10 protein-coding genes are annotated in these 14166 nt (G+C 61.8%); 4 read left to right on the forward strand and 6 right to left on the reverse strand.

The genetic code is table 11. The features are described 5' to 3' along the window. Positions 1-656: 656 nt before the first annotated feature. From ACI38B_RS01280 to upp, 4 genes are all read left to right on the forward strand, one after another. On the forward strand, positions 657-2903 hold the full coding sequence (locus ACI38B_RS01280) for an RNA degradosome polyphosphate kinase (protein WP_439729209.1): 2247 nt from the start codon (positions 657-659) through the stop codon (positions 2901-2903). A 381-nt stretch (positions 2904-3284) separates the two neighbouring features. Next, positions 3285-4373, forward strand: coding sequence for an NUDIX hydrolase (locus ACI38B_RS01285; RefSeq protein WP_439729210.1), 1089 nt, complete (start codon positions 3285-3287; stop codon positions 4371-4373). A 19-nt stretch (positions 4374-4392) separates the two neighbouring features. Next, positions 4393-5133, forward strand: a complete 741-nt coding sequence (locus ACI38B_RS01290; protein WP_439729218.1) for a hypothetical protein — start codon at positions 4393-4395, stop codon at positions 5131-5133. A gap of 350 nt (positions 5134-5483) precedes the next feature. Continuing rightward, positions 5484-6125 carry a uracil phosphoribosyltransferase gene (upp, locus tag ACI38B_RS01295; RefSeq protein ID WP_015449741.1) on the forward strand — a complete coding sequence of 214 codons (642 nt, stop codon included), beginning with the start codon at positions 5484-5486 and terminating at the stop codon, positions 6123-6125. 171 nt (positions 6126-6296) lie between these two features. Here upp and ACI38B_RS01300 read toward each other — a convergent pair whose 3' ends face one another. The 6 genes from ACI38B_RS01300 to dnaB form a co-directional block, all read right to left on the reverse strand. Continuing rightward, a complete protein-coding gene (locus ACI38B_RS01300; RefSeq protein ID WP_439729211.1) occupies positions 6297-7352 on the reverse strand; it encodes a glycerophosphodiester phosphodiesterase family protein in 1056 nt (351 codons plus the stop codon). A gap of 281 nt (positions 7353-7633) precedes the next feature. Continuing rightward, complete coding sequence (locus tag ACI38B_RS01305; protein WP_439729212.1) at positions 7634-9655, reverse strand: ABC1 kinase family protein; 2022 nt, start codon at positions 9653-9655, stop codon at positions 7634-7636. Between the two features lie 110 nt (positions 9656-9765). Further along, the gene (locus ACI38B_RS01310) at positions 9766-9993 is read right to left on the reverse strand and encodes a phasin family protein (RefSeq protein WP_439729213.1); all 228 of its coding nucleotides are present in this window, start codon (positions 9991-9993) and stop codon (positions 9766-9768) included. A gap of 162 nt (positions 9994-10155) precedes the next feature. Beyond that, a complete protein-coding gene (locus ACI38B_RS01315) occupies positions 10156-10884 on the reverse strand; it encodes a type 1 glutamine amidotransferase (protein WP_439729219.1) in 729 nt (242 codons plus the stop codon). A gap of 160 nt (positions 10885-11044) precedes the next feature. After that, a complete protein-coding gene (locus ACI38B_RS01320) occupies positions 11045-12559 on the reverse strand; it encodes a MurT ligase domain-containing protein (RefSeq protein WP_439729214.1) in 1515 nt (504 codons plus the stop codon). A gap of 1 nt (position 12560) precedes the next feature. Beyond that, positions 12561-13988, reverse strand: a complete 1428-nt coding sequence (gene dnaB / locus ACI38B_RS01325) for a replicative DNA helicase (RefSeq protein ID WP_439729215.1) — start codon at positions 13986-13988, stop codon at positions 12561-12563. Positions 13989-14166 lie beyond the last annotated feature (178 nt).

Here is a 14166-nt window from a genome sequence, read left to right on the forward strand (position 1 = left end):
CCAGTCGCACAACAGCCTGATACCAGCAGATTGCCCCGGGGCATCACCCCTAATCCACTGCCGTGCGACTTCGCTATCACACCACACGCAGATACCAGCCACCAAGCCGCAGAACACCACACGCAACGACACGCCATGCGACCAGCAAGTCGCACCGCAGACAGGTACCCCCACCAAACCAGACAACGCACCACAGCATCACCCCGCTGTGAGACCAGCCAGTCGCACCACAGACAGATATCCGCCAGCCGCCACCGAAAACCAACCCAATCCCACCGCCGTGCGACTTCGCTATCACACCACACGCAGATACCAGCCGCCAAGCCGCAGAACACCACACACAGCTCCCCGCCATGCGACCCACCAGTCGCACCGCAGACAGATACCAACCAGCTGCTCCAAGACATCAGCCCAATCCCGGCACCATGCAACCCACCGTGCGACCCGTCAATCGCACCACAGCTAGTTACTAACCAACCAGCCAGCCAACCACACCCGCAACCCATCGCACCACAGCGACCCATCGCAACCCAACAACCCAGCACACCCCCAGTACCCGCAACCAACCCCACCCGCAACACGCCGAAATGTAAACACCGGCTAAATTTTCCCGACTTTGTCGCGACAACTCCCAGCCAAGTGCCTAGAGTAGTGGTATGGCACAAATTTTTGACGCACCCTCGAAGGCGATTCTGCGCAGCCAGATAGCTGAGCACATCGCCGAGACAGACAAGAACGACAAGCGGGAGACCCAGGAAGGCGAGCAGCCGCTGCCGCCAGACCGGTTCTTCGACCGCGAACTCAGCTGGCTGAAGTTCAACAAGCGCGTCCTCGAGCTCGCTGAGAACGAAGACGTTCCGCTGCTCGAACGCGCCAATTTCGGCGCGATCTTCGCCTCCAACCTCGACGAGTTCTTCATGGTCCGCGTGGCCGGCCTCAAGCGCCGCATCGACACCGGCATCGCCGTCACCTCGCCGAGCGGTCTGAGCCCGCGCCAGCAGTTCCGCGCCATCAGCGAACAGGCCCACCGCCTGCAAGACGAGCACGCGCACTACATCATCGACCATATCCTGCCGGCGCTCGCCGAGCAGCATATCGTCCTGCTGAGCTGGGACAAGCTCACCACCGCCGAGCAGGAGCGCCTGTCACGCTACTACCGCCAGCAGGTGTTCCCCGTGCTCACCCCGCTCGCCGTGGACCCCGCGCACCCGTTCCCCTACATTTCCGGCAACTCGCTGAACCTCGCGGTGCTCGTCGAGAACCCGACCAGCGGCAAGACGCATTTCGCCCGCGTGAAGATCCCTGGCAACCTCAACCGTCTGGTCCCGGTCGATGACCTGACCGATGAGGAGAGCCGCGAGGAACGTTACGGCTTCATCACGATGGAGAACCTGATCATCGCGCACCTGGAATCCCTGTTCCCCGGCATGATCATCAAGGAGGCGCGATCCTTCCGCGTCACCCGAAACGAGGATATCGACGTCGAGGAAGATGACGCCGAAAACCTGCTCAACGCGATGGAGAAAGAACTGCTGCGCCGCCGTTTCGGACCTCCGATCCGCCTCGAGATCTCCGATGCGACCAGCCCGTTCCTCTCCCAGTTGCTCGCCGACCAGCTGCGCGTCAGCGCCGACGAGGTGTACCGTCTGCCCACCCCGCTGGATATGACGGTTCTGTTCGAGCTGCAGGCCATCGACCGCCCCGATCTCAAGTACCGCCCGTTCATCCCGATCACCAACCGGCAGATCGCGGAAGTCGAATCCAGCCATGCGCAGGACATTTTCGCCGCCATCCGCGAGCGCGACATCCTGCTGCATCACCCCTACGATTCCTTCTCGACTTCCGTGCAGGCGTTCCTCGCGCAGGCGGCCGCCGACCCGAAGGTGCTCGCCATCAAGCAGACGCTGTACCGTACGTCCAGCAATTCGCCGATCATCGACGCGCTGATTGACGCGGCGCACGCCGGCAAGCAGGTCCTCGCGCTCGTTGAAATCAAGGCGCGGTTCGATGAGGATGCGAACATCATGTGGGCGCGCAAGCTCGAACGCGCGGGCGTGCACGTGGTCTACGGCATCGTCGGGCTCAAGACGCACTGCAAGCTCTCGCTCGTGGTCCGCCAGGAAGCCGATGGCCTGCGCCGCTACTGCCACGTAGGCACCGGTAATTACAACCCGAAGACCGCCCGCCTGTACACCGACCTCGGCCTGCTGACCTGCGACCCGGTGGTCGGCCAGGATTTGACCCGCCTGTTCAATCAGCTGTCCGGTTACGCGCCGAAGTCCAGCTTCCACCGTCTTCTGGTCGCCCCGCGTACCGTGCGCACCGGTCTGATCCAACGTATCCGCCGCGAGGAGGACGCTGCCCGCGCCGGCAAGGAAGCATGGATCAAGATCAAGGTCAACTCAATCGTCGATGAGAAAACTATCGACGCGCTGTACCGCGCGAGCCAGGCGGGCGTGAAGATTGACATCGTCGAGCGCGGCATTTGCGCGCTCAAGCCCGGCGTTCCCGGCCTGAGCGAGAACATCCGCGTGCGTTCGATCCTTGGCCGCTTCCTCGAGCACAGCCGCATCTACGCCTTCGCAAACTCCGACGGCCCGCAGATCGGCGAAGGCCCGATTTCCGGCCCTGAGGTGTGGATCGGCTCCGCCGACCTCATGCACCGCAACCTCGACCGTCGTGTGGAGGCGCTTGTGCGCATCACCGCGCCGGAGCAAGTGGAGGAGCTCATCCATTACGTCGATTTGCAGATGGCTGATTCCACCATTTCGTGGCATATGCAGCCGGACGGCACGTATGTGCTGCATTCGCGCGATGAGGAAGGCCGGCCACTGGTCGATTGCCAGGAGTACCTGATTCACAAGCATCAGCGCAAGCCGGGGACCAATACGCTCGCGCACTGAGCCCATCCGGCGTAAACCCGCAGGAAATCAGGAAAAGGAATGCGAGGGGCTTGCCGCGTACGACGTCCCTTGCGATTGCCACGACGATGATGGCGGCCGACTGCAACCGGTCGGCCGCCATCATTCATGTCCGGGTCCTGTTCGCGCGGGATTCGCCGCTATGGCCGCATCCGCGTATGTTTCCGGTTTCGCCGACACGGCCACATCAGCAGCCGTATTAGCAGCTGCTTCCACAGTCGTGTCCGCGCTCACATACGCGCACATCCACGCGCACATCCAAGCCGCATCCGCAATCGCATCCGCGTCGCACGCAAACATCGCCCATGCGAATCCAAACACCCGCGGACGGTATCGTTGATAGTCAAGGGGAAAGGAATCAGTATGCCAAGAATCGTCGAAGCCGCGGGAGGTGTCATCTACCGCCTGCAACAAGCCGCATCGGGCGTGATGAAGTTCTCCGATGACGGGAGGCTGCCCGTCGGGTCGAATCCCGCATCGGCGCTCGACGCCATCGAAGTATGCGTCGTGCATCGGCCAAAATACGATGACTGGAGCTGGCCGAAAGGCAAACTGGAGAACAACGAGACCCACCGGCACGCGGCGGTACGCGAAATGGGCGAGGAATCCGGCGTCGCCGTGGAATTGGGGGCGCTGATCGGGGATATCGAGTACCCGCTGGCCGATGAGGGCCGACGCAAGCGTCGCGTGAAAAACAAGACCATTGATCAGAAACATGTGGTGTATTGGATGGCGACGCCGATCACCGAAGAAGCCGAAACCCGCCGCCGCACAGCGCTGGGTCCGGTCCTGCCTGCGGACAAGGACGAAATCGACACGGTGGTGTGGGTTCCGGTATCCCGTGCGCGCAAACTGCTGACCCATATCCTCGACCGCACAATCCTCGACAAGTTCGTGGCTCTGGTCAAAGCAGGCGCAGCGCAAAGCCGCACGCTGCTGATCGTCAGGCACGGCAAAGCCGAGGCGCGCAAACAGTGGAAGGGGCTGGATGGCGACCGCCCGATCACCCCGCGTGGAGCCGCGGCGGCATTCGCGTTGAACCGCGAGCTGGCGTGCTACAGCCCTGACCGTCTGGTCAGCTCCCCGTGGCTGAGATGTATGCAGACCATCGAGATTTTCTCCTGGCAGACCGGCCTGCCCATTGACACGGCTGACGAGCTGACCGAGGATGCATTCGCCGACAACCCTGATGCGGCATGGCAGCGGTTCCGTATGGAAATCGACCGAATGCTGGACACCGGCATGGACACAGCCATTTGCATGCACCGCCCGGTCATCGGCGGCATGTTCACTCATCTGCGCGGGATGTGCGCATCCGAGGCTTTGGCGAAACGGCTCATCGCGAAATCACCGTATATGCCCACCGGTAACGCGATCGCCTTGACTATCATCGAAACGGGCGACGGCCCGAAAATCATCGATATTCAGAAAGTGAGCCCACTTGTCTACTGACTCCTCCAGTTCCGGATCAATCCAATCCAGCAGATCGGGGTTCCTGGCCTCACCGTCAGGCTCGGCGCGGCCAGCCCGTCCGGCGCAACTCGACCCGGCTATTTTGGACCATCTGGGAGGCGGTCTCGACCCGGAGGTCATCAGCGAGATGAGCCACGCTTCGGCGGCGGCGTTGCTGGACCGTGTGCACCATACCGAAGATCCGCAGATTGTGCGGCGTGTCATCACGCTTGTGGATACGGAGGGCGTGGATATCATCGCGCAGCTGTGGAGCAATGCGGAGCCCGATTCCCTGCCGGGTATTCTATGGCGCCTGTATCTGCTGCGCACATGGATGCAACGCAATCGTGAGCAGATAGCGCGATTGTGGCGGCTCGGCGAACCGGTGGCGACCACGGCTTCCGCCATTGTGGGGGTCGATGAGACGCCGGATGCCGAGGATATCGCCCGGACCGCGGATTCCATTCTGTCAGGCGCGTTCACCGGTGATTTCGCCGTGGCGTTGGACCGTGCAAGCGCGTTCACCGATGTCATCGCCAACGGGCTGCGTGTCCAAGCGCACCGAATTACCGCGGCACAGAAGGGTGCAGTGGCGCAAGGCGGGGCACAAGAGGGACAAGAGGCACAAGAGACGCAGGGAGCACCGCACGATGCGCAAACCCGCGCCGCACGGTTGATGCACACCGCGGCGAATCTGCTGACCACGTCGCGTGACTTCCATGAGGGCGCACACCTGTGGCGTCGAGGGCGGCTGGAGTAGCACAACGATTCAGCCCACGCAGCGCAATCTGCATCTGCACGGAATAGGCACGAATGGGCATGAATGGGCGCGATTGGGCACGAACTCCGCGCCACGCCGAGACAGAAAACCTCCGTATGCCGCTATACTGGGCTGTGCGTCGAGCCGTGCTTAAGCCCCGGGCTCCATTTGTTGCCGCTGCGAGCGGCGTTTGCGCCGACAGGCGCTTTCACGGTCCGGCGCATTTCTTTCGATTTCCCTTCTTTGCGGCGGCGCCGAATCGCGCATCAACACAGGTCCTGCATCGTCGTCATTCGCCACGCCGTCGAACCGGCTCGCCCAATCACGCGGATGGCGGTAATCTGGGAAGCATGGAATTGCATGTACTCAACCACCCGCTGGTGGAACACAAGCTCACTGTGCTGCGTGACAAAAACACGCCGTCCAGCACCTTCCGCGAACTCATCTCCGAACTCGTCATGCTCGAAGCCTACGAAGCGACGCGCAACCTTGACGTAGTCGACAAGCCCATCGAAACCCCGGTCGCCCCGATGATCGGCAAGCACATCGCCGAACCTCGGCCAATCATCGTGCCGGTGCTGCGCGCAGGCCTCGGCATGCTCGACGGCATGACCAAGATGATCCCGTCCGCCGAAGTCGGCTTCCTCGGCATGAAGCGCGACGAAGACAATCCGACCAAGCAGATCACCTACGCGAACCGCCTGCCGGAAGATCTCACCGGACGCCAGTGCTTCCTGATCGACCCGATGCTCGCCACCGGCGGCACGCTGGTCGCTGCGACCCACTACCTGGCCGAACGCGGAGCCAAGGACATCACCGCAATCAACATCATCGCGGCGCCGGAGGGCCTGAAGTTCGTGCAGGAGCAGATCGACCCGAGCATCGCGTTCAAGGTCGTCGTCTGCGCTGTCGACGAGAAGCTCAACGACAAGGCGTATATCGTGCCGGGTCTCGGCGATGCCGGCGACCGTCTGTACGGCGTCATCGACTAGGCAACGTAGCGGCATAACCGCTCACGAAACCAAGAAAGCCGGGAATCCTCGCTGTTGCAAGGGTTCCCGGCTTCTCGTTTCCTGCGGTTCATTCCGGCCGGTGGTCATTCCAGCCGGAGGTTCATTCCGGCCGGGGGCTCATTCCGGCCAGCAGTGATGATGAATCGGCGATTATGCCTTGTCGGACGCACGGTCGGGGACGAAGGCCTCAAAGATGTGGCGGTCGAACCACCGGTCGCTGATTTCCAGCTCCGCACGGCTGCGAACCGTCCACGACACGGCGGTCGCGCCCATCGCACGGGTGGCGCGCATCTGCGGAAGGTCGCCGCCTTGCCAGTCATAGGCCACGAAATCAGGGCGGCTCATCCAATCGAAACCGAGCAGGCCAGCGAACCAGCCCTTCCAGTCGGACTGACCCGGCTGCGGCGGCTCGGCAAGCTGGCCGCGGCACACCTCCGGGCGGTGCTTTCGATACCATTGCACCGCCGCCGGGTTGAAGGACTCGATCACATACTGGCCGTCATAGCGGCGCAGCAGCTCGTCGCCGCGCTGCATCAAGGCTTCATCGCGCTCGCCCCACAGGGAGTTGTCGTCGAACTTGTACTCCACAATCAGCGGTACGCGGCCGTTGACCACGCGCAGAACATCCGCAAACAGCGGGACATGCTGGTAGTAGCCGTCCGGCGCGGTTTGCGGGGTGGACGGCTGCCCGCCGGCGAAATCAATCCGCTCTGCGACGGCGTCACCGGGGGCCGCAGGGTCTGGGAACAGCGGGATCCTCGTTAATTCGTCATAGGTGAGGTCTTCGATTCTGCGCGGGTCGCCAGCCACACGCAGCAGGTCGCTGTCATGCACGACCACAACCTGGCCATCACGCGTCAGCTGCAAATCAAGCTCGATACCATACCCGGCCTCGCAAGCCGCCGCGAACGAAGCCAAGGAATTCTCGGGCGCAATCGGACCTTCGACCACCGGCGAGCCGTACCCCGCCTGCATGGCCATGCGGCGCGCCAACGCCACGTATTCGCCGCTTTCCGCAGCGTACTGCTCGGTCAAGCCGGAACCGGCATCGTGCAGACCGCGATGCGCGTACCATACGTGTGGCACGACGGGTACGAAATTGTTGCGTTTGTCGTTGAATGAACGAGGCGCGATGGCCCATGCCGCAGCTCCGGCCGCGGCGGCGGCGCCGAATAGCAGATGCGTCAGTTGCTTATTACCGGACATGTTTCCTCCTCGTGGACATGCTTATTCGAGCCTACCGTACCGGCCGAACCAATATCGGGGAATCCGGTGAACGCAGCGTAACCATCCGACAAACCGCAGGAAACCCCGCCACCAGGCGCCCGTCCAGCGTAACCAGGCTGGCCCCCACAGACTGTCTACGCAAACCGCCCTCCCAGCGTAACCAGTTTGAGAAGACACACAAACCAGCTACGCTAACACACCCGCCAGCGTAACCAGTTTGGGAACGCCGCGGAGTGACGAGGCCGGGCGAGCGGTTCGATTCAGTGCTTCTTTTTGCGGCCTTTGAAATAGATGTCGAACACGATCCACACCGACAAGATGAACGCGATGACATACCCCATGAACCCAACCACGGGGATACCGAAAATAATCGGCTTCATGCCGGCGTAATACACAATCGATGAACCGATGAACAGCCCGACCACAATCAACGCCATTGTCAAGCGATTGACCATATCGCTCAGCAGCTTGAACGGCTCATCGAATCCGACGAGCTGCATATTGGCACGCAGTTGGCCGCGAGTGAGCATCCGCGAGGCGGTTTTCATCTCGGCGAGCGCTTGCAACGCGCCGTGCAAGGCCTTATGCCCCTCGATACCGAGCGTCTGGACCTCATTCTCGATTTCGGCGAGGTTCGTCTTGCTGTTGGCGATGTGCTGGGAGATGATTTCGATCATATTGACGTCCGGAATGAACTCGTCCAGCAGCCCTTCCAGCGTCACCAACGCCCGGCCGACCGTGGTCACCGAACTTGGCACCTCGATGCCATGCCGTTGGGCGAGCTGGGTGAGCGACGTGATGAAACTGGCGATATCCAGCTCATCGAGGTCAACCGTGCCGTATTCTTCGACGATCAAATCAAGATCCGCAAGCAATTCCGGGTAGTTATCCACCACGGCGCCCGTCGTCGCGAACCGCAGCAACCCGTCGGCCAGCGCCGGCGAATCCTGCTTGGCGACGGCGAAAATCATATCCTTCATCACCGTGCGGGTCTTTTTATTGAGCCTGCCGGTCATACCCAAGTCGATCAGGATGATTTTGCCGCCGGAGATGATGATATTGCCCGGATGCGGGTCGGCGTGGAAGAACCCCTCGTCCAGCACCTGGGTCGCATAATTATCGACGAGTTTGGTGCCGATTTCTTTCAGATCGTAGCCTTTGGCGACAAGCTCACCCGGATGCGACAGCGAAATGCCGTCGATATAATCCATGACGACCACGTGTTCAGTGCACAGGTCCATATATGGTTTCGGGCAGTCCATATAGGCGAATCGCGAGCAGTATCGCTTGAATTCCTGCAAATTGCGGGCTTCGACCAGAAAGTCCGTCTCCGATTCGAAGGTGTCCCACAGTTCTTCGACGACACCTTGGAAGTCGACGACCTGCGCGTTGTGCATGATCTTCGCAGCTCCCTTGGCGATAGTGCGCATGATGGACACGTCTTGCGCCATGGTTTCGCGCACGCCCGGACGCTGGACTTTGACGGCCACGTCCTGCCCGGTCACGAGGGTCGCGCGATGCACTTGCGCGAGCGAAGCCGAGCCGAGCGGAGTCGAGTCAATCGATTTGAAAATATCTTTGACCGGTTTGCCGTACTCGTGGGACAGGGTGTCCAACACGGTCTGGTAGGGCATCGGGTCGGCGTTGGCCCGCAGTTTGGCGAGTTCGTCACAGAAGGATTGCGGCAGGATTTCCGAGCGCATGGACAGGATCTGCCCGACTTTGACGAAGGTGGGGCCGAGCGCTTCGAACATGAGACGCATTTTGACCGGAGTGAGTCCGTGAATTGCGTCGAACTGGTTGGCGATCCGGATGATCTGGTCGAGACGCTTGAGTTTGCCACGCCGGGTGAGATGGTATTTTTCGGAGAAATCGTTCTTCCGGCCGCTAAACAGGCCGATTTTTTCGTCGGCATATGAAGGTGCAGCGTCCGTGGCTTCCGGCTGGGGATCATCGTGTGCGAGCGGCGTATTGTCAGACGAGGCGTCACCAGTCGCGGCGGTTTCTGAGGCAGTGTTTTCTGAGACGGTGGTGCCGGCGTCGGAGGCGGAGGCGGTTTCACCGGGAACGGTGTTCTCGGAAGCCGCGTTGTCGGAAGCCGCATTGTCAGAGACGGCGCCGGAAGCAGCAGCGCCAGAAGCAGCAGCGCCAGAAGCGGCCGCATCGTCGCTCCTGTGAGACGCGTTCTGCGTTTCCCCTCGCTCTTCCAGCTCAGGCGCTATCGGCCTGCCGGATTCCTGCTTCGCGACATCGCGCGATACCTCATGTTGATCGTCTGCCATATCAGCCATATGCTACTGCCTGACGCCGGGCATGCCACATGCCGCCGTCGGCCCTGCCGCATGTCATGGCACGCGACGAAGGCGGACGGCGGCATGGCAACCGACCGGAGTCAGTCCTTCTTCTCGTCGGAAGCGGGCTTGGTTTCCTCAGCCTTCGCTTCCTCAGCCTTGTGCTTGAGCTCGGCGTTCAGCGCCTTGCCCTGTTCGACGGTAATCTCGCCCTTCTTCACGAGATCGTCCACGATTTCCTGGCTCTTTTCGACCGTAGTCGCCAGAGCGCCGACACCTGCGAGGAATACCTTGTGCAGCAGGCCGTCGTTGATGTTGAAGTCAGCCATCATTACCTCCTTGTATCAGGTCCTTGTACGTCCAACATTACCCCACGAAGGTTGCGAACGGGAGGTATGACACTCCCATTCGCGCGTCGCATAGGCGAAATCCGGCCTCGAATGACGGCGACGGGCGCTTCCACCTTCCATCTGTCACTCCCCGTTCGTCGCTTATCTGGGCCGGGATGCGGCTACAACCCGCGCATGCTGCGCGAAATCGTCGATTCTGCGCAGCTCGGCGATCTGCTGCTCGTCTTGCTGAGGAGAAAACGCGCCATACCGCCGTTCAGCGGCGATCCGAATCAAACCGTCAGCCAGACGAGGGTTCTTCGGCAGCACCGACCCGTGCATATACGTGCCGATCACGTTGCCGAACCGCGCGCCTTCGGTGTGGTCAGTGCCGTTGTTGCCGGTACCGTCGGCGTCCACGCGGCCCAGCGGCTTGGTATCGCCGGTCAGGAAGGTCTGCCCGGAATGGTTCTCGTAGCCGATGATGTCGCCGAATTCCTCGCTGTGCTCGACCAGATTGCCGATCATGCGGTGTTCGCGGCCCACGGTGTACGCACCGAGAATGCCGATGCCGTCAAGCCTGGTGCCGTCCACGGTTTCGAAATACTCGCCGAACAGCTGGTACAGGCCGCAGATCATGAGCATCGGCACGCCGTCCGCGGCGAGCGCACGCAGGGTGTCCGCGCGGGCAAACAGGTCGTCGGTGATTTTCTTCTGTCCGTTGTCCTGTCCGCCGCCGCCGAGGATCAGGTCCACATGTTCCGGCCACGGGTCGCCCTGGTTGTATTCGTGGAGGACCGGGTCGTAGCCGTACAGCGACAGCCGGCGCATGACGGTGAGCACGTTGCCCCAATCGCCGTAGATGTTCATGTCTTTCGGGTACAGGGACATGACGTCGATGCGGCGGTCCGGGCGCGTGCCGGCCTCGGTATCCGCAAGATTCTGGGTCGCTTCGTTCACTGCTGGCATGACAAGCTCCTTCGTATTTCGCTGGTTCCGTCCATGCTTGATGGCAACGGTAATGGCGTCGGCGATAGCGTCGTATCCGCGGTCATCTGCCGACACCGGCATCCGCGACATCGGTGATATGCGAGAGTTTCGCGCGCGTGCGCAGCATCGCCGTGTAGGTGCAATAGATGCGTTTCGGCGTGGTCGGGTCGGCGGCGACGAAATCGGCGACCGCCTGTTCGAGGTCGGTATCGACATGGCTGACCGGCACCTGGTCGTATTCAAGGCGCAGAGCCATATCCCAGGCGCGCGTGCCAGACACCGCCGCTACTCCGGTGCCACGCAGGCCGGTGAAATCAACATCCCACAGCCAGCTCATATCGCGGCCGTCGGCGTATTCGTCGTTGATGATGATCATCGTGTCGTGCCCGGCGGGCGGGAACGAGGCAAGCGACAGGCGGAAGCCCATCGGATTCTTGACCAGCAGTAGCTCGACGGGCGTGCCGCCGACGCTGATGGTCTCGCCGCGGCCGAACGCAGGGGTCACGCGGGACAGCGATGCGATCAGGTTGTCATCTGAAGCGACGCCTTGCGGGGTGTCGGCGGTGACCGCGCGCACGACCGTCGCGGCAGCGGCTGCATTGAACAGGTTGTAGACGCCTTCGAGTTTCACGGATGTGGCGATGTCGCGGTCGGCGATCCGGTACATGGCTTCGTGGTCGCCTACGTGGGTGAGAGTCACGTCGGCATTGAGGCGGTCGGGGTTGTAGGTGGCGGAAGAGGTGGCGACCTTCACTTCAGCAGTTTGTACTTCAGCGGCCTGCATATCGGTGTTGTGCATGTCGTCGTCGGACGGGAAATAGCTGCGCAACGCCTGGGATAGGCCGAAATACCGCACCTGCACACCCGGCTGAACCTCGTCGGCGAGCCGAGCGATGCGCGGATCCTCGCGGTTGAGCACCACGGTCCCGGTGGTCGCGCGCGCCACGTGGGCGAGTAGACGGGCCGTGTTGTCGATTTCACCGAAGCGGTCAAGCTGGTCGCGCATCACGTTGAGCAGCAGCGCGTAGCGGGGGCGAACCTGCCGGACGAAATGCACGGCGTACGCCTCGTCAAGCTCCAACACCGCGATATCCGCGTGCAGATGCCCGAAGGCGCTCACCTGAGTGAGCAGCGAGGAAACAACACCACGCGTGAAATTTGAGCCGGTCGGGTTCGTGAACACGCGCAACCCCATGTCGGAGAGCATGGAAGCGACCATGCGGGTCGTGGTAGTCTTGCCGTTCGTGCCGGACACCAGCACCACCCCGTAGGGCAGCGAGCTCAACGTGCGGGCGAGGAAGCCCGGGTCGATGCGCTCGACAACCTTGCCGGGCAGCGCGCTGCCGCCGTGGTGCAGCAGACGGGACGCATGCCGGACGGCCCTGCCGATTGTCGGCGTCGCGAACGCGTACCACGGACGCTTGGGCGCGGGCTCCGGTTTGGTAGCGGAAGCGGGACGGGCAGTCACGGGCTGCTGCTGGACAGGCTGCTGCTGACTGGGCTGGACGGTCGCAGGCCGGGCAGTCGCGTCGGAATCCTGCCGACCGCCCGATACCGGGGAAAGCTGTTGCGCCATGTCATACCTCCTGCTGTTGCTGATAATCCTGCGGCATATCCTTGAACTTCGACGTGGCGCCGAGGAAGGCGAGATGGAACGTTTCCGTCGGGCCGTTACGATGCTTCGCCATGATGATATCGGCCTCGCCGGGGCGGTCCTCCTTATCGTAGAAATCCGGGCGATGCACGAGGAACACCACGTCGGCATCCTGTTCGATCGAACCCGATTCACGCAGATCGGACAGCTGCGGCTTGCGGTCGTTGCGCATTTCCGGGCCGCGGTTCAACTGGCTCAGCGCGACGACCGGCACCTCAAGCTCCTTGGCGAGCAGCTTCAAGGCGCGGGAGAATTCGGAAACCTCCTGCTGGCGGCTTTCCACCTGCTTGCCGGAACTCATGAGCTGCAGGTAATCGATCACCACGAGTTTCAGGTCGTTCGTTTGCTTGAGTCGGCGGCATTTCGCGCGGATTTCCATCAGGCTCATATTCGGGCTGTCGTCAATGAACAACGGTGCATCCTGCATTTTGTTCCAGAAGTTATTCAGCGTATTCCACCGTTCAGGCGTGATATCGTCCGCACGGCGCAACGCGACCAGCGGAATGTTCGTCTCGGCGGAGATGATACGCTGCGCGAGTTCCACGCGGCTCATCTCAAGGGAGAAGATGATAGTCGTCATATTGTGGTGCAGCGACGCGGAACGCGCGAAATCAACGCCGAGCGTGGACTTGCCCATAGCCGGGCGGCCTGCGACGACGATCATCTGGCCCGGCTGCAAGCCCTGCGTCACGTCATCGATATCGCGGAAGCCGGTCGGCACGCCGCGTTCGACCTCGCCGTTCTGCAGTTTATCAAGCTGGTCGAGCGCGTCATGAACCACCGGGCCGATAGCCGAATAATCCTGACGGACCTTGCCGACGCTCATCTCGTAGACCTCGGCTTGGGCCATATTCACGACGTCCTCGGCCTGCGAACCTTCCGCCGAATAGCCGAGCTGCGCGATTTTCGTGCCCGCCGCAATCACATTGCGCAAAATCGCGCGCTGATGCACGATTTCGGCGTAATACGTGGCGTTTGCGGCGGTCGGGACGGAGGCGACCAGGCTGTGGAGGTAATCGGCGCCGCCGACCTTTTCTAGGTCCCCGTTCTTCATCAGCTCGTTCGCGACGAGCACGGCATCGACCGGCTGCGAGGCTGAGAACAAGTCGATAATCGCCTGATAAATCGTCTGATGCTTCGGCTGGTAGAAATCAGACACGCTAATCATCTGCGAGACTTCGCCGATGGCGTCTTTGCTCATGAGCATGCCGCCGAGCACGGCCATCTCCGCGTCATCGTCATGCGGGGGCACGCGGTCGAACACCGCGTCGCGGACCGGGGTGCCCGTCTCGCCCTTCACATAGCCGGTGTTTTGCTGCCGGTTGTTATCCCATGGATTGCCTTCTGCCATACCCTTGAGTATAGGGGGCGTTGAGTATCGGCGGCCAAGTGTTTGCCGTGGTGGAAACCTGGCAATGCGAAGCCGATTGCCGGTGCGGTGCCTCCGGTCTCCTACGAACGCCCGCGTGTCATCGGTGGGCGGGTGAGGAGCAGGGAGATAGGCGCGTGCTACGCCAATGTGCGAGCGA

This window comes from Bifidobacterium sp. (assembly GCF_051876855.1).
Taxonomy (GTDB): Bacteria; Actinomycetota; Actinomycetes; order Actinomycetales; family Bifidobacteriaceae; genus Bifidobacterium.